We start from the raw sequence: 23,055 nt of genomic DNA, 5'->3' as shown, positions 1-23,055 counted from the left end.
GGTTGTTATATGGAATACCTGAATCTGGCGTATCGTCAGTTTTTAAGTAGTAGTAACTTAATGTTGCACGTGTATCACTGTCTAAGCCAAAAGTAATGCTTGGCGCAATACCGGCACGTGCATATTCGGTACCATCTTTTTGACCAGCTTTGTCATTGTGGTGTCCCATAACAGCAACACGTGCAGCAATACCATTACCAAAATCTTTATTACCATCTAAAGTAATACGTTGGTAATCATCTGTCCCTGCACCAACAGAACCTTCTAAAAAGTCGCCTTGTTTAGCAACTTTAGAAATCATGTTAATACTGCCGCCAGTTGTACCTGCACCGCCCATAGCAGACGCAGAACCTTTGGTAATTTCAACTTGTTCAACTGCAAACATTTCACGGTTTTGTGAAGTTGAATTACGTACACCATCTACAAACATTGAGCTTTCAGAGTTATAGCCACGGATGAATGGACGGTCACCATTTGGATTACCGCCTTCACCTGCACCTAAAGTAATCCCTGGAACAGTACGAAGTGCATCTGCAAGTGTGGTTACTTGAGTGTCTTGAATCAGTTGTTTTGAAATCACAGATACAGATTTTGGCGTATCTAAAAGAGGGGCTACAAATTTTGTATTTGCAGATTGGTCTACTTTTAAGCTTTGTTCACTTGTCGCTTGTGCTTTGATTGTTGGTAGTTGAGCCGTTTCTTCTTGTGCAATAGCTGTAGTCGCGATGACGGATAAAGAAGAGGCGATTGCTGTAGTAACAAGTTTTTTACGTGATTTGATAAAAGACATACTGGAACTCACAAAGAGTAATGCAAATTTGTATGCGAATAATAATGATTCTTGTTTTTTATACCAATTCATATGAATTGAAATTAACGATTGTAGATTTGCAATAAAGTGAAAAAATAAATGAAATAGTGTAACAATATGTTTTTAAATATATGATTTTTGGTAAAAAAAGAAAACCCTGTTAAAACAGGGCTTCTCATTGAAATTTTAGATTTAGAATTTAAATGAAGTACTTAGTTGAACTCGACGGCCTTCTTGAGTATTGCTATATCGGTTGTAATAGCTTGAATCTACTTTTTCATAATCAATGAAGTTTTTATCAAATACATTGTATAAAGCAACACTAATGTCCCACTGATTATTGATTGAGAAATTCGAACCGACATGTAAAAGTGCATATGATTCATAATCGCCTAAAGCATCATATACTTGTTTATTTGCAGTACTTAGATTTTCGTAAGTAGAGGTGAAACGAGCTCGATCACTTCTGTATTCACCTCGAGCCCAAACTTGTATGTTTTCGTCTGCTTGCCATTTTAAAGAAGCATTAACAATATGCTTAGGTGTATCATTTAAAGGTGGATTTCCAATTTTAGAGTCTTTTATTTCAGTTTCTGTCCAAGTGTAATTTAAGCCTAATTTCCAAGCTGGAAGGAATTCCCAATTTAAACCCGTTTCAATACCATAAATTTTAGCTTCTTCAGCATTTACAGAACGTGAAATTGTCCACGAACGACTACCACTATCACCTGATTGCATGACCCATGGCGTACCAATACTCGCCATTATTCCTTCACAAAAGGCTTTGTTTATATTCGCATCACACGTTTCTTCAATTGGCCCAGAAACAATTTTATCTTCGACTTGATTATAAAAGGCTGTGATATTGGCATTGAAATTTGAAATGTTATTGAAGTATGCGCCAAGTTCAAAGTTTTTACTGGTTTCTGGTTTTAAATCAGGATTACCAAATAAAGGTATGCGTCCTTGTCCACCGACATTATAAATTCCATCGGTTAAACGTTCTAATCGTGGCGCTTTATAACCTTCTGAATAACCACCTTTAAAAGTCCAATTATCATTGGCATTCCAAACTAAATATGCACGTGGAGTCCAGAAATCCCCAAAAGTATCATGATCATCAAAACGTAGACCAAGCGTTAAAGCTAGATAATCTGTAAGTCCCCATGTATCTTCGGCAAATAAACCAAGTTGCTCAAAAGAAACTTTTTTATTGGCTCTAAGACCATCTTTAATACTGGCATCCCACCATTGTCCGCCTACTGTAATGTTATGTGCGTCAAAGAATTTGGTTGTAAATTTAGTATCAAAAATGGTGTCTTCACTTTCTAATAAGCGAGGGGTAATTGCTGTAGAACCATTTTGTGCACGAGAAGGAATTAGGCGTCCAATCGTTTCAGTTTGAGTATTGGTGATACTAGAGTCTAAAGTGCCAATGTTGTTGCGCCATGTATGCGCCAATATCATTTTTTCTCGGTTATATTCTTGTGCTTTGTCATAACCACCATTTGCACCCAAAGTACCTAGTTGTCCGAGTGAATTGTCATACCATTGTTCAGTTTGTTCATATTCAGCTGAAAGATCGTGTTGATCTGTTGGTGTTAATGTTAAACGTAATCCTATGGTTTCTAAATCAGATTTTGTTGGGTTATTGCCCATGTTTAATTCTGTTGAATTATCTTTGTCATCTGTACGAGTGATATGTGATTGGCTTCTTTCAGCTTTTCTTCCCCGAATTTGAAGCCCAAGTAAGTCTTTAACGATTGGACCCGAAACAAATGCATCAGCAGAATATTGATTACCAAAATCAGAACTATTAGGTAATAATGTTCCATCTAATGTGAAAGATCCAGTCCACTCATTTGAAACTTTTTTTGTAATAATATTAACAACACCGCCCATTGCATCAGAACCGTATAAAGTTGATGCGGGACCACGAATTACTTCGATACGTTCAATCGCTGAAATTGGTGGAATAAAACTATTATTCGACTCACCAAAACCATTTGGTGTAATGTCTCCAGTGCTGTTTTGGCGACGGCCATCGACTAAAACTAATGTATATTCAGAATCCATACCACGAATACGAATATTTAAACCACCTGTTTTTCCTGCTGTAGGACTGATATCGACACCTTCGACATCAATCAACGCATCCGCTATTGAATTAATTCGTTTATTTTTTAAATCCTCAGCAGTAATCACAGTCATTGTAGCTGGCGCATTTTTAATATCTTGTTCAAACCCCGCAGCTGAAACCACAATTGTTGAAAGTTGATGCGTTGAGGAGGAATCCTGAGTTTGCGTATTTGCAAATGCAGAACTTGCGGTTATTCCTATAATAGCGAGGCTTAATGGGCGGAGGTTGAACTTACTCATAAATAGAATTCCAAGCTGGACGAGATAAATATATGAAAATTAATAAAATATTAAAAACACATTAATGATAATGATAAAGTTTATCATTTGCAATAAAAATTATACAAAAGTTGAGCATTTGCTCAAAAAAATAAAAGAAAACGAAATAATCGAATAAAACAGGATAAAATTTTATAGTTTCGTCATCCTGTTTTGTATATCCTTTAATGTTGTCATATAATGTGGCACTTTTTTAAAAACTGTAATTATTAAATTCTATCGAGGAAGCCATGCAAGTAACTTCTGAAGCGGTTTCGGGCGTTGCCCGTCGTTTAAATGTATCTGTACCGACGAGCCGTATTAACGAGCAGTTTGAAGCTCGCTTGAAACGCACTGCTAAAACTGTGAAGATTAACGGCTTCCGTCAAGGTAAAGTGCCTGTAAATGTTGTACGTCGTGAATATGGCGCTGGCATTTATCAAGAAGTTGTTAACGACATTATTCGTGACACAGTATTTGAAGCGATTCAACAAGAAAAAATCAACGCTGTTGGTATGCCAAATATCGATAAAGTTGAAAACAAAGATGATGCTTTAGTTTATCAAGCAACTGTTGAAGTTTATCCAGAAGTTGAAGTTAAATTTGGCGGTCTTGAAGTTTCACGTAAAACATCTGAAGTGACTGACAAAGATGTTGACGCAATGCTTGAAAATCTTCAAAAGCAACGTGCTGAGTGGACTGAAACTAAAGGCATGGCTAAAAAAGACATGCAAGTGACTTTCGATTTTGAAGGTACTGTCGATGGTGAGAAGTTTGAAGGCGGTGCTGCTGAAGACTTTAAACTTGTTTTAGGTTCTGGTCGTATGATCCCTGGCTTCGAAGACGGTATCGTCGGTATGAAGAAAGGCGAAGAGAAAGTCATCGATGTTACTTTCCCTGAAGATTACCAAGCTGAAAACCTTGCTGGTAAAGCTGCTCAATTCAAAATCAATGTAAAACTTGTTGAAAAGCAAAAGCTTCCAGAAATTGATGCTGAATTCTTAAAAATCTTTGGTATTTCTGAAGAAGAAGGCGTTGAAAAATTAAAAGCTGACGTTCGCAAAAATATGGAACGTGAAGTGAAAAATGGTCTTCGTAACCAAGTAAAAGGTGCAACTTTTGATGCACTTGTTGCTGCAAACGAAGTTGAAGTTCCAGAATCTATGTTGGCTCAAGAAATTGATCGTCAACGTCAACAAATGATTCAACAATTCACTCAACAGTTTGGTGCTCAAGGTGCTAAAGCATTTGACAGCAGCATGCTTCCAGATGATTTGTTTAAAGAACAAGCTGAAAAAGCAGTTAAACTAGGCGTATTGGTCAGCAAAATTTTAGCTGATGCTAAACTTGAAGTGGATGCGACTCGTGTAGATGCTTATATCGAAGATATGGCTTCTTCTTATGAAGATCCGACTGAAGTGATTGAATACTTCAAAACGGATAAACAGCAACGTGCTCAAATTGAAGGCGTTGTATTAGAAGATCAAGTTGTAGATCACATTTTAGCTGCTGCTAAAGTCACTGAAGAAGTGGTAAGTTACCAAGACTTATTGAAAGAACAACAAGCGCGTCAACAAGGCTAAGTTCTTCGATGAAAGAGGGCGCTTCGGCGCCTTTTTTTATGTGATTTAACATGAGCTTGTTTGCTTCATTCACAATACCGATGCAAAAAATATCGGATATTTGGTTGGGAATATTTTGCATTTTCAGTCATTATCCCTCATATTGTGACTATGAGTGCAGTAACAAAAATTCAGGAATAAATAACATATGTATGTTCCATCAATTGAAAACGCTTTAGTACCAATGGTCGTAGAACAGTCTTCTCGTGGTGAGCGTTCTTTCGATATTTTTTCACGTCTTTTACGTGAGCGAGTGATTTTTTTAACAGGTGAAGTTGAAGACAACATGGCGAACTTAATTGTTGCGCAAATGTTGTTCTTGGAAGCAGAAAATCCTGACAAAGATATCCATCTATATATCAACTCACCAGGTGGTTCTGTGACTGCGGGTATGGCTATTTATGACACCATGCAGTTTATTAAGCCTGATGTTGTGACCTATTGTATGGGGCAGGCTGCATCTATGGGTGCATTCTTATTGAATGCTGGTGCAAAAGGTAAACGTTATTGTTTAGAAAATGCACGTGTGATGATTCACCAACCATTGGGTGGTTTTCGTGGTCAAGCATCTGATATTGAAATTCATGCACGTGAGATTCTGTTCATCAAAGAACGTTTAAATCGTTTGATGGCAGAACACAGTGGTCAAGATTACGAACGCGTTGCGAAAGATACAGATCGTGATAATTTCATGACTGCAGAGCAAGCGAAAGAATATGGTTTAGTCGATCAGGTGTTAAGTAAACGCCCTCAAAACTAAACGTTTAAGACAAGATTTAAAAATTTGGAGTGAAAATGTCCGATCTTCCTCAAGGACAAAAGCATTGTTCATTTTGCGGTAAAACGCAGTCTGAAGTCGGTAAACTGATTGCAGGCGAGGACGCATACATTTGTAATGAATGTGTGGATGTGTGCTTAGATTTAGTCCAGACCAGTCAACAAGTGGAAACAGGTGATTGGGCGACACGTCCATTGCCAAAACCACATGAAATTCGTGCGGCATTGGATCAGTATGTGATTGGTCAAGATACCGCAAAGAAAACGCTTTCAGTTGCTGTATATAACCATTACAAACGTCTAAAAGTGAGTCAAACAGGTCATAAACCTGCTGATGCTGTTGAAATTGCGAAAAGTAATATTTTGCTGATCGGACCGACAGGTTCAGGCAAAACTTTACTTGCACAGACACTTGCGCGTTTGCTTGATGTTCCGTTTGCTATGGCAGATGCAACGACATTGACCGAAGCGGGTTATGTCGGTGAAGATGTTGAAAACATTATTCAAAAGTTATTGCAAAAAGCGGATTACGATGTAGAAAAGGCACAAAAGGGCATTATTTACATTGATGAAATTGATAAAATTACCCGTAAATCTGAAAATCCATCGATTACTCGTGATGTATCGGGTGAGGGTGTACAGCAAGCATTGTTAAAAATGATTGAAGGTACCGTTGCATCGATTCCACCACAAGGTGGTCGTAAGCATCCGCAACAAGAGTTTATTCAAGTGGATACTGCAAATATCTTGTTTATTTGCGGTGGTGCGTTCTCAGGTCTTGAAAAGGTTGTACAACAACGTCAAGAAAAGGGTGGTATTGGTTTCACCGCAGATGTGAAAAATAAAGATGACAGTAAAAAGTTATCTGAATTGTTCCGTCAAGTTGAAGCTGCCGATTTGGTTCGTTTTGGTTTAATTCCAGAATTCATTGGTCGTTTACCTGTTATTGCAACGCTGGAAGAGCTTGATGAAGAAGCGTTGATGCAGATTTTGACTGAACCTAAAAATGCTTTAACACGTCAGTATCAATACCTATTTGAGATGGAAAATGTCGACCTGATTTTTGAAGACTCTGCTTTACGTGCAGTGGCGAAAAAGGCGCTTGAGCGTAATACAGGTGCGCGTGGTTTACGTTCTATTCTTGAAAATGTATTGCTTGAAACGATGTATGACTTACCAAGTCGTCAAGATGTTGGTACGGTCATTATCAATGAGGCTGTGATTAATGATAAAGCTGAACCTGTTTATCAAGCAGAACGTCAACCAAAGCAAGAACAAATTGATGTCGAGAAAGTGGATTTAAAGGTACTTGATACAAAATCTGCTTAATTCAGTGGATTTTGTTTAAATAACTGATGCAATTCATCCGAAACGTGTAATTAGCTTGACTATTTACACGTTTTTTATTTTTAAATGGTCATTGAAATGTTAAGCTCAATGGCGAAAATAGTGTTTATCAAGAACGAAAAATAAAAAATACGCGGTGAGGGATAATCATGCGTCACGTCGGTTTAGTTATTTTGGTCAGTTGTGGTTTAGCAGCTTGTCAAAGTCATCAATCAGTTGAACAGCAATCTGTAAAAGTTGTTTCAACTTTAGATCCCATTGATTTGAAGAAAGAAGACTCATTTCTTCATGAAAAACTTGATCAATATAAGATAGCTTCATTTTCTGCTGGCTCTTGGATGAAGCAAAAACCAGGACAATATTTCAAACTGGTGAAGCCTCAAAATCCACAAGCTGCGGTGGTTTATTTTTATCGCCCAGATAGTCGATGGAACAGACAAGAAATCATTCCAACCAGCTTCTTTTTAAATGGTGAACATATCCCAAGTCTCATCAGTAACCATTATTACTGGGTTGAGTTAGCAGAAGGGGATTATAAATTAAGTTTAAGTCGTCCTTTGGGGGTATTGCATTTCCAAAAACCGAAAGTTGCTTATTTTTCTGTTGAGGCTGGTGGGCAATATTTTGTGAAATATGAGGAAGAGAAGTTTCGTGGTGGACCCAATGGCGAAGCAGGTTTGCTACGTGTCGGCCCTTTAATGCAAATGCCAACACGACAAGCTTTGAAAGAAATTGCGATGACTCAGTTGAAGTCACCAGGATTAAACTTTGTCGCAGAAGTCACAGCAGATGGTCGTGTGATTAAGCCTAAAGAAAAAATCAAAGGTGAAGATTATAAGGTGAGTGATGATGTACACTTAACTCAACCATTCAAAATCTGGAATCCAATGACTTGGTAATGATGAACTCTATATTACTGATTCATGAGTAAAAAAAGATGATCCTAGGATCATCTTTTTTGATTTTACGACTCAGTTTTATTTACTTTTTTTATCGTTTTGTCTTTCTCTCTTAAATTTTTTCAGGTCTCAATTGGCCTTCTTTTTTAACTCATTTAACTGTTTTGCAATGTCCTCAAAATCTTGCTGTGAAGTTTGCATGACTGAGTTTAGTTGGTCATTCATAATTTTCATGCTTTCCTGAGCGACAAGTGGTGTTTTTTGTAAAATCGATTGACCCACCGAGCTTGAATAAAAATCTATCTGGGCCTTAACTTCTTCGGCACTAAATACATCACCATAAATTTTTGAATAAACAGGTTTTAATTTATCCCACGCTAACATTTTTTGACTTTGTGTATAGAGCTTATCTGCCAATTGGTTTGCGATGACTTGTTCTTGCGGACTTAAATTTTCATGCTTTACAACACTTTGTACGATGACATAAGCTTGCTGATCTAACTGTGGACGAATCTGTTTAAGTGTGTCTTGGATCAGTTGATTTAAATTCATCACACTAATCAATTTTTCAACATCTTGAGGTTTTGCTGGAGCTGCAAAACTGAAATTGGCAGAGCAGCAAATCAGACCACAAATCAAATATTTGATAACTTTCATGTTTTATTCCTTGATGAGCATTCGGTTTAGAATCGGATATATTTATAAATTCAGTCTTCTCGCCCTTGAACCAAAGGTACTAAGATCGCTTCCATTTTTTGTTTAATCAACTTTTGATTTTCTTCTTTGAGCATCTGCTCTTGAGAAAATTTTGTTGTTTCTAGCATGATTTCAGACATCAGTAGATTCATTTTTTGATTGATTGATTGTCCAAGTGGTGTACTCAGAAATGCGATATTGGCTTGAACTTCTTCTTCTGTAAATGTTTTTTTGAACAGTGTTTTAAACACATCTATGAATTTAGGATCTGTAGTAATCCGCTGTTGAACTTCGCTATATAGCGCACTGATCTGTAAGACTGCATTTTGTTGATCAATATTGAAGGTTTGAGCACCAGTCACCTGACGTACAAGATCTTCCGCTTGTTGATCAAAATAAGGTTGCATGTCTCTTGTACTTTGCTTAAATATTTCGGAAATATTTGAAAGCTGCATCAGTTTATCGATACTTTTATCTGTTGCAGGACTGGCAAAACAACTCGATTGGATTCCCAAGAATAAACTGGTAAATAGAAGTGATGTGATCCATTGTTTTATTTTCATTATTTAGTCCAAATTAAAAAAGCACCCTACTAATCATAGAGTGCTTTTTTATCAAGATTCAAGCTGAATCTGAGAAGAATGATGGATTAGTTTGCAGCAGCATCGACTACTGGAATTTTCCCAATTTTAGCTTGCCAGATTTTTGGTGCTGTTGCATGAATAGAAGTACCATTCACATCAACAGCAACCGATACAGGCATGTCTTCAACCACAAATTTGTAGATTGCTTCCATTCCTAGATCAGCAAATGCTACAACTTCTGCTTGACGAACTGCTTTAGAAACTAAGTAAGCAGCACCACCAACAGCCATTAAATAAGTTGCTTTGTTGTCTTTGATTGCTTCAATTGCTGTAGGGCCGCGATCCGCTTTACCGATCATACCGAACAAGCCTGTTGCTTCTAAAACTTGGCGTGTAAATTTGTCCATACGTGTAGCAGTTGTAGGACCAGCAGGGCCAACCACTTCATCACGTACAGGGTCTACAGGGCCAACGTAGTAAATAAATTTACCTTTAAGATCGACTGGAAGCTCTTCGCCATTATCCAACATTTCACACATACGCTTATGTGCAGCATCACGACCTGTATAGATGGTACCATTCAACAATAATGTGTCACCCGGCTGCCAAGAATTCATTTCTTCTTGAGTAATGTTGTCTAGGTCAACACGTTTAGAGGATGAAGAATCCCAAGTTACTTCAGGATAATCAGAAAGTTTAGGTGCTTGAATATGTGCAACACCAGAACCATCTAATTGGAAATGTGCATGACGAGTTGCAGCACAGTTCGGAATCATCCCGACGGGTTTGCCCGCAGCATGGCAAGGGTAATCTTTGATTTTAATATCAAGAACCGTAGTTAAACCACCAAGACCTTGTGCACCGATACCGAGTGCATTCACCTTTTCGAAGATTTCAATACGAAGCTCTTCAATTTTATTTTCAGGACCACGACGAAGCAACTCGTCCATGTTGATTTCTTCCATGAGTGATTCTTTTGCAAGCATCATGGCTTTTTCAGCGGTACCACCAATACCGATACCCAACATACCCGGAGGACACCAACCTGCACCCATGGTTGGAACAGTTTTGAGTACCCAATCCACGATAGAATCAGAAGGGTTTAACATGGCAAGTTTCGATTTATTTTCTGAACCGCCACCTTTAGCAGCAACAGTAATATCGACTTTATTCCCCGGAACGAGTTTGTAATGAATCACAGCAGGGGTATTGTCTTTGGTGTTCTTACGACCAAAAGCAGGATCAGCAAGTACAGATGCACGAAGAACGTTACTATTTTCTAAATAACCTTGGCGTACACCTTCATTGATTGCATCATCTAAGCTCATGGTTAAATCAAATTTAACATCTAAGCCCACATCAACAAATACGTTAACAATACCAGTATCTTGACAGATTGGACGATGACCTTCTGCACACATACGTGAGTTAATTAAGATTTGTGCAATTGCATCCTTTGCGGCTTTGTTCTCTTCACGATCATAAGCACGGCTCATCGCTTGGATGAAGTCTTGTGGGTGATAGTAAGAAATGAACTGAAGCGCATCCTTGACCGATGTGATCAAGTCATCTTGCTTGATAATAGTTGTCATATCGAAAATCTCTTGAGCGGGCTGATAGCTAGCGGGCTAAATTATACGTGATAAAGCAAGATTTGTGGGTACTTTGCTGAGAATTTGGGCTAAAGTTTAATGAATAACACTTATAATTTATGCTCATACTTGGCTGTTATTTTCTGTCATGAACAGCGTATATTTTGAAATAAAGTTGATAAATTTTAACGAATGGAATAAGTTTTTAATTATAAGATATTGTTTTTTATTGTTTAAAAAATAATTTAATAATTTTTTAAAATATGACAGTGTTGTCATAAAGTTGTCATAAAACTTTCACATAATAGATCCAACACAATAGAGTGATGAAATATGACAATGTTAAGTGTTCTGATGGTTGTAGCTTTTAGTACCTTTATTGCAGCAACTTGGATTTATGGTCAGAAAGAAGATCAAGCCTAACGCTTTATCTTCTTTTTTTATATCTAAATTTTAAAAATACGTCTTCTTTTCTGTTTAAAATTTTCATACTTATTTTAATAAAATCATGTCCAAATTAAACGCCCCAAGATAAACATTTACACAACATCTTCATTCAACACAATCTGCTCATTTTTATCAAAAGCTTTAGGATAAAAGCGAGAATAAGCCCCATGAATTTCATCTTCAGGTAAAGCCAATATTTGTCGAAGGTTTGAACTCAAAAATGATACGATTGAAGCAGATAAAATGATCAAACTTAAGACAATCATTGTGGTATATAGCCCTAAATAAGTGATAAACAGACCTGCAACTACAACACCGAGTGGACTAGCAATACCTGTACCAAAAGTTGATGATGCACTGATTCTATTTAGAAAATGATTTGGAGATGCAGCGCTACGCATAAAACTGGTATTGGTCACAGCCACCATTAAGCCACAGCCAGCTAGCCCCATGCCAAAACATAACACTAGAAAATAAACGAGATGAAAAACGCTTAACACTTGGCACATCAGCGCAGCAATAAAAACACCCAAACCTAAAGCCAAATATCCAAAATAAGTGGTGGTTGCACGACCAAAATGTGCATTTGCCATCGCGCCAATTTTTGTTGCACCGATAAACATACCGATAGCAAAAAAAGTATCTGCGATTCCAAATAGCCAAGGACTTTTGCTGTAATTTTGATAAAAGAATGCAGGTAAGACGACACCTAAAAATGAAAATAGTCCTAAATTCATAAAAAAAGTAATTTTAATTATGCTGATTTCAGGAGGTAAACGTGAAATTGCAGAAAATCCACTATACCATTTTGGACGTTTAGGAATCTGTTCTTGTCTTAAAGATGAGTCTGAATGTTTAACCCATTTTAATAAAAGGATTGAAAAAACAATCAATCCGACACCAAACCAAAGTGTGTTTTGTGCACCGATGATTGAAATCAGTCCTGTACCGATAATCGGTGAACAGAAAGTGACAATGGTAATGGCTGCTGAACGCCATTGAATGGCTTGAGAAAGTTGATCTTTTGTGACTTGAAAAGGAATAATACTATTTTGTAATGGTTCACGGATTCCTATAGCTAAACCAGCGATCACTTGGCAAAAAATGAGCAGTCCTGACCAATACAAATTTGCTGTAGCGAGTAGAGCAATAACCACTGATGAAATTAAACTCATCAAATAGCAAATCGAAATCAGCTTTTGCTTATCGTAAGTATCACCAAGTGAGCCAAATAATCCACGTGCTAAAATATCAGCCGCAGAACCTACAGCAACAAAAATGGCAAAAGCAGTTGCATCATGGGTGATAGAAAGTACCCACCAAGCCAGTGCAAGATGTGTGCAACGAGAAGCAACACTGTTAAAAATTGCAGAGAACTGAATGAAATAAAAATTTCGTCCAAAAGGAAATTTGCTTGTACTTGTTTCATTCATTGCTATCGTTACCAGTTTTTATTTTCTGTTCAAATTATGTTTTATCCATTGGCTTTAAAGATATTGAAATACAAAGTATTTAGCAACGTTAAAACATTCATCCGTCGATTATATTTTTGCAATTTTTTAGATAAAAATCATGAAAATTTTAGAATCTGTAAACTGCTTAATCTTAATCGTGATGGTCTGTTTTTATTGTCTAATCAAGGCATATTCTGGTTGAAAAAAATTAACATAAATTCGTAATATGAGAAATTACTTGGCATTTTTCAGTTTCTCAGCGTAATTTTGAGCTAATATAGTATAAAAGTGGTTTATTTTGTAGCTGGATTAATATGTTTTGTAAAGTTTTATAAATATATAATATAATGATAATTATTATCACTATATTTTCGGTGCAACATGCCATTCGCCCAAAAAAGCTTAACCTTGATGATGTTATCAACAGGTTTTTTCTTTGTTTCTTCTACAGTTTTTGCCAATTCAGAGATTAATGAAACACAAAAAAGTAGTTCTGCAACACTTCCAACCATTGTGATTGAGGCAATGGAGGAAGGCGATCCAATCAAGACTTATGTCGACTATAAACAAGCAAATGTCACACGAAATGGCTTAGATAAAAAAGATATTCCACAAACGATTGATACGATTGATGTATCAAAATACAAGCTTTATGGTGCAAATGATTTAAGCGTGATGTTACAAGGTACACCGGGTGTTTCGACAAGCTATGATGCACGAAATGACGGTATTTCCATTCGTGGATTTAATGCAGATACCAATGATATTTACCGTGATGGTGTACGTGAAAGTGGACAATATCGTCGTAGTACGGCAAACATTGAACGGATTGAAATTCTAAAAGGTCCAGCATCGGTACTTTATGGTCGTAGCGCAGGTGGCGGTGTCATTAACATGGTGACTAAAGTCGCTAATTTTGATTCTAAAAGTTCAGTTGGCGCTTATGTAGGTTCTTACGATAACGTAGGCGGAACCCTTGATTTTAATCGAGCTTTAACGGATAACTGGGCAGTGCGCTTGGTGGGGGAGAAGTCCGATAGCAACAGCTTTCGTTCAGGTATTGGATTTAATCAGGAAATGCTGTCACCGAGTGTGACTTATCGTAGTGATGATGAAAAGTTGCTTTGGACAACCGAATTCACCTATGACAGTTTAAATAGAACACCTGATCGTGGGCCAGAATATGTAAATCTACCCGCAGGTGTTTCGATTAAAACAGGTTTTGCTGGGCCAAATGATAATATTGTCGATGAAACAAAGTCATTTAGAACCGATTTAAAATATGAATTTGCACCTGACTGGAAGTTTCATTGGGCACTTAGTCATCGTGAAGCATTCCAAGATTTTGATAACTTCTTTGCTGGAACATGGTGTTCAACAGCGGGACTACAAAATGACGGTAAGCCATGTGATTGGCAGGGTAAAATCCGCCAAAACTATGCTTGGCAACAAACAACAAATAAAACATTGGTGAATACGTTTGATATAACGGGCCAATTTAAAACAGGTATTTTAGATCACAAAGTCATGTTTGGTAGTGATTGGTCGAATGAAAAACGAGAACCCATCCTTGGAAACTATTCGAGTGGAGAAAAGGCGGGAATTTATTATCGTTATGTCAATCCGTTTGATACAACGGACAGTTTCTTGTCTCCAAGCTGGACTGCGTTGAATGGTAAACGTCCTGACGAAACATCGCACAGTCAAACAGATGCCAATGCGCTGAGTTTCTTCCTGCAAGATCTGATTTCATTCAATGAAAAATACAAAATGATGTTAGGTCTTAGATATGACAGTTATGATTTTAAAACCCATGATGTTCGTAAAAATAGTACACGATCTTATAATGATGACAGTGTAAGTCCGAATATTGGTTTTGTTTGGCAACCTGTTGAAAGTCAAAGTTTTTATGCATCTTATAGTAAAAGTTTTTCACCATATGGCGGTCGAGGCTTGTTAGGCGTGAGTGCATCGATCAATCCAAATTTATATGATGCAGAACCGCAATATAACGAGCAGTATGAAATTGGGGTGAAAAGTGATTGGTTAGATGGGAATTTGAATACACAACTTTCTATCTATGATATTACCAAAAACAATATTCGTTATCAGCCTGATTCGATCAATAAACCAGATGAATGGGAAGTGGGGCAGAAGCAACAATCCAAAGGTGTCGAGTTTAGTTTTATTGGTAAACTACTAGAAAATCTCTACGTTCGTGGCGGTTATGGCTTTACTGATGCGAAATGGAAAGATGATAGTCGTAATGTAAAAGAAGCTGATAATTTAAAAGGTAACCGATTAGGTGGTATTTCTGAGAATACGGGCAATTTATTTGTCCGTTATTTACCGACTCAAAATTGGTATGGGGAAATGGGGGCAACCTATGTCGGCTCTTATTATACGACAGATAAGAATACGGCAAAAATGCCCGATTTTACTCGTGTAGATGCTGCAGTTGGTTATAAAGATGAGAAGTGGGGCGCAACGCTTGCAGTCAATAATTTAACAGATAAAGAATACTGGCGTTCGAGTTCTATGCCAGGAACGCCACGCAATTATTTATTCCGAGTGAACTATTTTTTCTAAGTCATTGTTCACATTGCGAAGTATTTGCTAAACATAGAATATTCATACCCAGTATTTATATTCTATGTGTTTCTAAAAATCATTTGACCTATTAAAAACAAAGCCATCCAATTGTTCGATTGGATGGCTTTTTATATTGATATGACTTTTATATCAATTTTAAAGTCTTAGATTTAGACTTCTTGTTGCTCTGCTTGGATTGCAGTTAAAGCAATGGTAAATACAATATCATCGACCAGTGCGCCACGAGATAAGTCATTTACAGGTTTATTTAAACCTTGCAACATTGGGCCTACACTCACAACATTGGCAGAACGCTGAACGGCTTTATATGTTGTATTCCCTGTATTGAGGTCAGGGAAAATAAACACATTGGCACGGCCTGCAACTTTAGAGTCAGGTGCTTTAGAGCGCCCCACACTTTCAACGGATGCCGCATCATACTGAAGCGGACCATCTATGAGTAAATCAGGACGGCGTTGCTTGGCAATTTCAGTCGCTTTAGCCACTTTTTCAACGTCTGCACCTGCGCCAGAAGTCCCCGTTGAATAAGAAATCATCGCAATACGAGGGTCAATACCAAAAGCTTTTGCTGAATCCGCAGATTGGATGGCAATCTCAGCTAACTGTTCTGCATCAGGATCGGGGTTGATTGCACAGTCACCGTAGACATAAACTTCATCAGGTAACAACATGAAAAAGATAGAAGATACTAAAGAATAGTCTGGTGCAGTTTTAATCAATTGAAAAGCAGGGCGTACTGTATTCGCAGTGGTATGTATCGCACCAGAAACCAAGCCATCAACTTGATCGAGCGCCAACATCATGGTACCTAAAACCACAGTATCTTGAAGTTGTTCACGTGCTTGGAGTTCGTTAATTTTGCCTTTACGAAGTTCAACCATTTTAGTGACATAATTTTCACGAATCAGGTCAGGGTCAATGATTTCTAAGTCAAAAGGTAATTCAATATTGCGTGCTTTAGCAACATCCATCACGGCTTCAGGTTTGGCTAATAAAATACATTGAGCAATACCACGTGATTGGCAGATTGCAGCAGCTTGAACAGTACGTGGCTCATCTCCCTCAGGCAGTACTATACGCTTTTTCGCAGCAATTGATTTTTGTACCAATTCATGACGGAATGCAGAAGGAGAAAGGCGCGGTTTGTAATCACCATTAAGCATTTGAGCCAACCAAACAGGATCAATGTGGCTTGATACAAAGCGGGTGACTTGGTCTGCACGTTGGATATCATCAACAGGGATTTCATTACTTAAATTAGAAAGCTGTTGAGCTGTTTCAAAAGTACTCAGCGGTGTATGTAAAATCGGTAGACCATTTTTTATCGCAGCTTGGCAGAACTCAAGAACCAAAGCATTCGGTTCATAATGCTCTGTTAATACCAAACCTGCTAAAGGGATACCATTACTGGTGGCTAAGCTACTTGCCAATAGTACGTCAATGCGGTCAGAAGCACTGATAATCAGTTCCCCTGCAATGAACTTATCCAGTTCATGTTCAATATTGGATGCAATTAAACTACTGTGTAATACACGACGTGTCGCTGCTTTACCTTCATTAATCCATGTTGCTTGGATTTGTTTTGCAAGATCTGAAACACGAGGTACACTTAAAGTATCACTGAATGGCACCATGCCAATGATTGGTAATTGTGCGGAACCAAGATGTGCATGGCTTTTTTGGATTTCAGCACTGAATTTTTGAATATCGCTGATTAAGCGTAAATCTGTATCAATCGTTACGGGAATTTGTGCAGAATCGGCAGGTAACCCACGAGTACGCATCAACAAGATGCCCGCATTACGTGACGAAGATGCGCCACCAAAATTACGCAGTTGAATTTCTATTTTTTCAGCCGTTTGTTCAGGTTTGTTAATATCTGCATTACTAACAAAGATCACTTTGGCATCTAAAGCTTGTGCCAAAGAAGCATTTAAATCACTTGCAAAAGAATCACGTGAAGTTGGAACGAGACCTTCAACAATAATAATGTCATGTAATTTTGCAATTTGACGATGCAGACTGACAGCTTCTTCTAGAAGTTCATCTGTTTCATTGGCATTCAATTGCTGAGTGATTTTTGCAAAAGAAATCGGTTCAACTGTTTCTGAATTAGAGATATGGCGATATAGTGCAGTCGTACGATCAGGTTCAGTTGTGAGCTCTTGTGAAAAAGGTTTTAAAAAACCAGATTTTACACCTTGGCATTCCAAAGCATAAACAAGACCTAAACAAGCAGAGGTTAAACCAACGCCTTCCCCAGTAGGAACCAATAAAATTGTTTTCATAGACGATTCTTGAAAAATAAAGATATTTGAAAATAAATGAAAGTGTTACGACAGCTTAAGCTGTCGCAACCTCAGATTCAGACTTTTTTGTAGTCTGTTGTACCTCATGTTCTACAACATTGACAGTTTCTTTTGCAATGCGTCCTTCTTCATCTGTAGGAATAACCCAAATTTGAGGACCTTGACCTGCATCAATACGACCTTCTGTACCGCGTTTAAGGTTGTTATTTTTATCCTTACTGAGGTCAAAACCAAAGTGAGGTAAGTAAGCAACGGTTTTTTCACGGATATAAGCTGAGTTTTCACCAATCCCACCAGTGAAGAATAAACCATCAATATGCGGTAGAGCACAACTTAAAGCAGCCAATGATTTTGCTAAACGATAGCAGAAAACTTCAATGGCTAAGGTTGCATCTTCATTGCCTTGTTCAGACGCTTCAATCAACGTACGCATATCATTTGAAAGCCCCGATAGACCGAGTAAACCTGATTGGCTATTGAGCATTTTATCAATTTTATAAACATCCCAACCTAGGTTTGCAGCAAGGAAGCTGTGAATACCAGGGTCTACATCTCCGCTTCGTGTTCCCATGACCACGCCTTCAAGTGGCGTTAAACCCATAGATGTATCAACACTTTGTCCATTCCAAACTGCACAAGTTGAGCTACCATTGCCTAGATGTGCTGTTAACCAACCGCCTTGTTTAAAGCTACCCGCAAGTTCAGAACCGCGTTCAGAAACATAAGCATGACTCGTACCATGGAAACCATAACGACGGACATTGTAGTCTGTATAGAGCGACTTAGGTAATGCATAGCGATAGGCATGCGGTGGCATCGTTTGGTGGAATGCAGTATCAAATACAGCAACTTGTGGTAATTCTGGGAATAAATGCATTGTTGCATTAATACCTACAAGATTTGCTGGATTATGCAGTGGTGCAAGAGGCGTTGCTTCACGAATTTTTTCGATAATTTCTGGTGTTAAAAGTTTAGCTTCAGTGAGAGTTCCACCATGAACAACACGATGACCAATCGCTTGTGGTTTATATTCAGATAAACGACCTAAAATCGTTTCTAAAGCTTTTTCATGGTCAGCGTAAGGAATCGGTAATTCAAGTGGTTGATTCCCTTTCGTGATTCCTTTAATACGTGCATCAGCAGAGCCTAAGTTTTCTGCTAAACCAAAGATGCGATTTTCACGATCTTCAGAAATAAGCGCATATTTGATTGATGAAGAACCACAGTTAATTACTAATACTGATGTAGACACGTTTTAATACCCGAAATTGTAATTTGAAAAGTCTTCCTGATTGATCTGATTACACTTTTTATAAATAGGGTAAATGAGATCAGTGCGTATGTTTTACCATGTGTAGATTTTTTGTCCTAGCTAGACTTTAGGTGATTAGACTTTAGAACTATCGACCTGAAAATAATTAATACCTAATATTTATCAATTAATTATTCATTTAATTAGTGAAGTTAGCATTCATTATGTTTTTTATCTATCTAGAAAATATAGTTTCTTGTAAGTGTAGATTTCAAAATTATGAATTTGAATATGATAAAAAACTCAGTATTTACGGAGTATAAATACTGAGTTTGGATGAGTTTTTTTAGATTGAGTTATTGACGAATTTGACCATCGCCCAAAACAATCCATTTTTGTGAGGTTAAGCCTTCTAAGCCAACAGGACCACGGGCATGAATTTTGTCAGTAGAGATCCCGATTTCAGCACCTAGACCATATTCAAAACCATCGGCAAAGCGAGTCGAAGCATTCACCATAACTGAGCTTGAATCTACACGGGTCAAGAATTGACGTGCTAAGCTGAAGTTTTCAGTGATGATGGCATCGGTATGATGTGAACCATATTTATTGATATGCTGAATTGCTTCTTCAATGCCTGAAACAACTTTTACCGCTAAAATTGGCCCTAAATACTCTTCATACCAATCTTCTTCGCTGGCAGGTTTGACCGATGCGCCTAAGATTTTTTGAACCTTCAAGCAACCACGAAGTTCAACTTGCTTTTCAGCATACAGTTCTGCAATACGTGGTAAAAATTCTTCAGCAATTTTTTCATCAACCAACAACGTTTCCATGGCATTACAAACGCCGTAACGATGTGTTTTTGCATTGAGTGCAATCGGTAATGCTTTGTGTAGATCAGCTTGCGCTTCAACAAAAACATGGCAATTACCGTCTAAATGTTTAATCACTGGAATCGTTGCTTCATTGGTAATACGCTCAATCAAGCCTTTACCGCCACGTGGAACAATAACATCCACATACTCAGACAGGGTGATCAATTGCCCTACAGCAGCACGATCAATGGTATTAATCACTTGTACGCATGTTTCTGGTAAGCCAACTGCTTTTAAACCGTGTTGGATTGCCTGAGCAATAGCTTGGTTTGAGTTCAATGCTTCAGAACCACCACGTAAAATGATAGCGTTGGCAGATTTTAATGCTAAAGAAGCCGCTTCTAGCGTAACGTTGGGACGTGACTCATAGATCATACCAACCACACCTAAAGGCACACGCATTTTACCAATTTGAATGCCAGACGGGCGATAAGCTAAATCTGTAATTTCCCCAATCGGGTCAATTAAAGCAATAACATCTTTTAAGCCTTGTAACATCCCTTTAAAGCGTGTGGGCGTGAGTTCAAGACGATCAAGTAAAGCACTATCCAAGTTATTTTCACGACCTTTAGTCATGTCAATTTGATTGGCAGCTAAAATTTGGGGTTCACTATTTTCTAAAGCAGTATAAATAGCAGATAAGGCATTATTTTTTACAAGTGTAGTTGTACCAGCCAAAACAGCAGCAGCTTGGCGAGCTTGTTTTCCTACAGTTTGCATATACTGTTCAATTGAATCTTGCATAGCGGTTTATTTGATCATTAAAAATATCGCTTTGATAGTAACAGTCTATGCACGGGCAAGGAAGAGCATTGTGTTGAAATAAAGCGCTTCAAAAACGCAAGGGATAAATATTTTGCAATCTTTTTGCCCTTTAAACTAGATGAGCGGTCAATTTAGCGATTGCGTATAAATCACACATCTGTATAGAATGAAACAATAAGGACATTGACGTAATACAAAACACACCTTGTATTACTATTAGCGATAATAATGTGAGTTAAACTATCTTGCATATTAAAAGAATAAAGCAGGGATGGAGGAAGGATATGAATTCCATTATCCAAATGGACAATGAATCACACCAATCTTTTACAAGTTTTGGTTTTTTCGATCTATATCACAAACACAGTTTTAAACAACCGCCTCGGACCACGTGGATTGATGGTTGGAAAATTGAATATATGGCGATTGCGGATCCAAAAACCATACACAATACCCCTATTGTGATTGTTGGGGGGGCATTTCAAAATTTTAACTCTTATAAGTATTGTGTTGAACAGTTCTTTGAAAGTGGGCCAGTCATTCTGATTGATTTACCGTCGATGGGCGCAAATCAACAAATCACCAATGTAGACACAGGTCGTTCAGCGGGGACATTAGAGTTGCCTGACCTTTCTTGCATGTTAGGCGAATGGTTAGACATTGTTGGAATTTCTAAAGTTGATGTTGTTGGGATTTCGTTGGGTTCAGTGATTGCTTCTTTTTTTGCGCATCAGCGTTCTGAGCTTGTTGAAAAAATGATTCTCATGGGCGTGATGCAAGAAACGCGTAAGAGTTGGCGCATGCTATTAGAAGAATCATTGATGCTGATGAAAGAACAGCGCATGGATGAGTTTGGGCAAGCTGTGATTTTATATTTGGTGAATCATGCCAAGCTTGATAAAACACGGATGTCACCGACAGCGAAAAGATTGTTTTTTAGACAAATGGCTGAGTTTTCAAATACTGAGCAAGAACGCTACGAAATTAACTGCAACCGTTTATTACGCTTAAATCATGTACCTGTTCCACAAACAGATACATTGGTTGCATGTGGTCAGTATGACAGTTTTACATTACCCCATGAAAATGCACATTTTGCATTGCAATGTCCTGATATGCAGTTTGCGATGATTGCCAATGCTGATCATGTACCACAGTTGCAACGTCGTAAAGAAACCATGACTTTATTTACCACTTATTTAAAAGGTGAATCGATTCAAGGTTTGGATGGCATCATCAATCTGACACGTGAAGAGATGCAGAAGTTAGAACGTCGTGGTGAAGCGCGTATTAAAGTACTGCAATCACAGCGTCAATTGACGCATCGCCATTCTGAGCATGTTGTAAATGTTGAAATCGTCGATTTAAACTATTTTGGTTTATGGATGAAGTTGAATAATCAAGATGATTTAACTTTTGTGAGTGATCATCCACGTGATTTGGCGCTAAATTTAAGTGATGATGAAGGTGAGTTTGCGATTGAGTGCTTAATTTTTGAAACTTCTGAACAAGGTGTTCGAGCATTGTTTAAACATGGTAGTTTTGAAAATGCAGATCGCTTATTGCGTTTTGTGGCACGTCAGAACCAAGAAGAACACGTCGACGAGATCGTTTGATCTAAAACGGTTAGAGGGTAAAAAACCAGTCAATAGACTGGTTTTTTTCTTTTCTAAAGATGCTTTTGAATTGCATGGGTTTATTGTGTGCTATTGAGCAAAAAATTTGTTCGTATTGAGTTTTATGCGACGAATGTCAATGGTTTTACAACTGAGCATCAATCATCCAAACCAAGTCACCCAAATGCTCTTCAGGGTTTAGATCAGTAGTATTTTGCTGAAAATAAAGACGAGGTTGAATGACTTTAACCGTACTAAAACCTGCCTGCTGTATAAAATTTCTTGCTTCTTCAGGACGAACAAAGTGAAAGCTGAAAGCGCTGCGAGACATCACTTTTAATAGTTTACTACTGTTCCAAATGACTTTTGCCAGTTTATTTTTGACAGGTTCAGGATAGAGATCAGTTAAATAATGCAAAGCTTTAAAGTCTTTCCCGTAATGTGCAATGGATTGGATCAATTGCTGTAACAGATCTTTATTAAAATAATTAATTAAGCCTTCACTGATGACCACAAGCGGGCGATGGGTATCAAATACTTCAAAGGCTTTTTGAAAATCCGCTGTAAATAAATCGACAGAAAGTACATCTGGGCTGTGCGCATCAATTTGTTTGAGTGCAGTTTGCTTGGTTTTTGCCATGTCTGGTAAATCAAGTTCACGATAATCAATCGTTGGATAATGTTGTCTAAACCACCAGCCACGTGGAGATAAGCCAGCTGCAATTTCTAAAACTTGTAAGTCTGGAGATTGTGCAATCAGTTGCTTTAGACGTTCATCCAACATGGTATGTCGTTCTTTGAGGGTAGTACGCATACTACCGCCCACATATTTTTCGCCCCAGCTTTCAATTGGATGCGCAATCATAGCTAAAGTTTTGCCTTTAGATGTTGCTAGTAAGGGGTGTGAAATCCCCATTTGATACCAAATATAGCCTGTGTAATGGGCTGTAAATGAAATATGACGATGTTTGGAAAGCTGTTGTTCTGACATATTTG

The 23,055-nt window shown here is 37.8% G+C and carries 16 protein-coding genes; 6 read left to right on the top strand and 10 right to left on the bottom strand.

Annotated elements, in window-relative coordinates:
- A partial coding sequence (locus D7V20_RS11295; protein WP_171407804.1) for a TonB-dependent receptor occupies positions 1-790 on the bottom strand: 790 nt, incomplete at its 3' end.
- A 213-nt stretch (positions 791-1,003) separates the two neighbouring features.
- On the bottom strand, positions 1,004-3,190 hold the full coding sequence (locus D7V20_RS11290; RefSeq protein ID WP_120384389.1) for a TonB-dependent receptor domain-containing protein: 2,187 nt from the start codon (positions 3,188-3,190) through the stop codon (positions 1,004-1,006).
- Positions 3,191-3,459: 269 nt separating this feature from the next.
- On the opposite strand from D7V20_RS11290, the gene tig reads away from it, so the two are divergent.
- From tig to D7V20_RS11270, 4 genes are all read left to right on the top strand, one after another.
- Complete coding sequence (tig, locus tag D7V20_RS11285) at positions 3,460-4,791, top strand: trigger factor (RefSeq protein ID WP_120384388.1); 1,332 nt, start codon at positions 3,460-3,462, stop codon at positions 4,789-4,791.
- 187 nt (positions 4,792-4,978) lie between these two features.
- Complete coding sequence (gene clpP / locus D7V20_RS11280) at positions 4,979-5,590, top strand: ATP-dependent Clp endopeptidase proteolytic subunit ClpP (RefSeq protein ID WP_010115288.1); 612 nt, start codon at positions 4,979-4,981, stop codon at positions 5,588-5,590.
- Between the two features lie 35 nt (positions 5,591-5,625).
- Complete coding sequence (clpX, locus tag D7V20_RS11275) at positions 5,626-6,936, top strand: ATP-dependent Clp protease ATP-binding subunit ClpX (protein ID WP_120384387.1); 1,311 nt, start codon at positions 5,626-5,628, stop codon at positions 6,934-6,936.
- A 167-nt stretch (positions 6,937-7,103) separates the two neighbouring features.
- Positions 7,104-7,853 (top strand): DUF2846 domain-containing protein, encoded by a 750-nt coding sequence (locus D7V20_RS11270; RefSeq protein WP_120384386.1) that lies wholly within the window; start codon positions 7,104-7,106, stop codon positions 7,851-7,853.
- Between the two features lie 129 nt (positions 7,854-7,982).
- Here the strand turns inward: D7V20_RS11270 and D7V20_RS11265 are convergent, their stop codons facing one another.
- The 4 genes from D7V20_RS11265 to D7V20_RS11250 all read right to left on the bottom strand — a co-directional run bounded on the left by D7V20_RS11265 (position 7,983) and on the right by D7V20_RS11250 (position 12,605).
- Positions 7,983-8,510, bottom strand: coding sequence for a DUF2059 domain-containing protein (locus tag D7V20_RS11265; protein ID WP_120384385.1), 528 nt, complete (start codon positions 8,508-8,510; stop codon positions 7,983-7,985).
- Between the two features lie 50 nt (positions 8,511-8,560).
- Positions 8,561-9,112 (bottom strand): DUF2059 domain-containing protein, encoded by a 552-nt coding sequence (locus D7V20_RS11260; RefSeq protein ID WP_120384384.1) that lies wholly within the window; start codon positions 9,110-9,112, stop codon positions 8,561-8,563.
- Positions 9,113-9,198: 86 nt separating this feature from the next.
- Positions 9,199-10,725, bottom strand: a complete 1,527-nt coding sequence (locus D7V20_RS11255; RefSeq protein WP_120384383.1) for a fumarate hydratase — start codon at positions 10,723-10,725, stop codon at positions 9,199-9,201.
- A 539-nt stretch (positions 10,726-11,264) separates the two neighbouring features.
- Positions 11,265-12,605, bottom strand: a complete 1,341-nt coding sequence (locus D7V20_RS11250) for an MFS transporter (RefSeq protein ID WP_120384382.1) — start codon at positions 12,603-12,605, stop codon at positions 11,265-11,267.
- Positions 12,606-13,007: 402 nt separating this feature from the next.
- Here D7V20_RS11250 and D7V20_RS11245 point away from each other — a divergent pair, with 402 nt between their 5' ends.
- The gene (locus D7V20_RS11245; protein ID WP_120384381.1) at positions 13,008-15,215 is read left to right on the top strand and encodes a TonB-dependent receptor; all 2,208 of its coding nucleotides are present in this window, start codon (positions 13,008-13,010) and stop codon (positions 15,213-15,215) included.
- A gap of 173 nt (positions 15,216-15,388) precedes the next feature.
- On the opposite strand, the gene pta is transcribed toward D7V20_RS11245, so the two are convergent.
- The 3 genes from pta to D7V20_RS11230 all read right to left on the bottom strand — a co-directional run bounded on the left by pta (position 15,389) and on the right by D7V20_RS11230 (position 20,422).
- A complete protein-coding gene (gene pta, locus D7V20_RS11240) occupies positions 15,389-17,527 on the bottom strand; it encodes a phosphate acetyltransferase (protein ID WP_120384380.1) in 2,139 nt (712 codons plus the stop codon).
- A 55-nt stretch (positions 17,528-17,582) separates the two neighbouring features.
- Positions 17,583-18,800 carry an acetate/propionate family kinase gene (locus tag D7V20_RS11235; protein WP_120384379.1) on the bottom strand — a complete coding sequence of 406 codons (1,218 nt, stop codon included), beginning with the start codon at positions 18,798-18,800 and terminating at the stop codon, positions 17,583-17,585.
- A 356-nt stretch (positions 18,801-19,156) separates the two neighbouring features.
- Positions 19,157-20,422 (bottom strand): glutamate-5-semialdehyde dehydrogenase, encoded by a 1,266-nt coding sequence (locus D7V20_RS11230; protein ID WP_120384378.1) that lies wholly within the window; start codon positions 20,420-20,422, stop codon positions 19,157-19,159.
- Between the two features lie 305 nt (positions 20,423-20,727).
- On the opposite strand from D7V20_RS11230, the gene D7V20_RS11225 reads away from it, so the two are divergent.
- Positions 20,728-22,059 carry an alpha/beta fold hydrolase gene (locus D7V20_RS11225; protein WP_120384377.1) on the top strand — a complete coding sequence of 444 codons (1,332 nt, stop codon included), beginning with the start codon at positions 20,728-20,730 and terminating at the stop codon, positions 22,057-22,059.
- A 145-nt stretch (positions 22,060-22,204) separates the two neighbouring features.
- Here D7V20_RS11225 and D7V20_RS11220 read toward each other — a convergent pair whose 3' ends face one another.
- Entirely contained in the window at positions 22,205-23,050 is an 846-nt protein-coding gene (locus tag D7V20_RS11220) for a class I SAM-dependent methyltransferase (protein ID WP_120384390.1), read from the bottom strand.
- Between the last annotated feature and the right edge of the window lie 5 nt (positions 23,051-23,055).

The organism is Acinetobacter rongchengensis, from assembly GCF_003611475.1.
Classification (GTDB): domain Bacteria; phylum Pseudomonadota; class Gammaproteobacteria; order Pseudomonadales; family Moraxellaceae; genus Acinetobacter; species Acinetobacter rongchengensis.
Note: the sequence above shows the minus strand (reverse complement) of the source record. Positions and strands in the feature narration are given on the sequence as shown.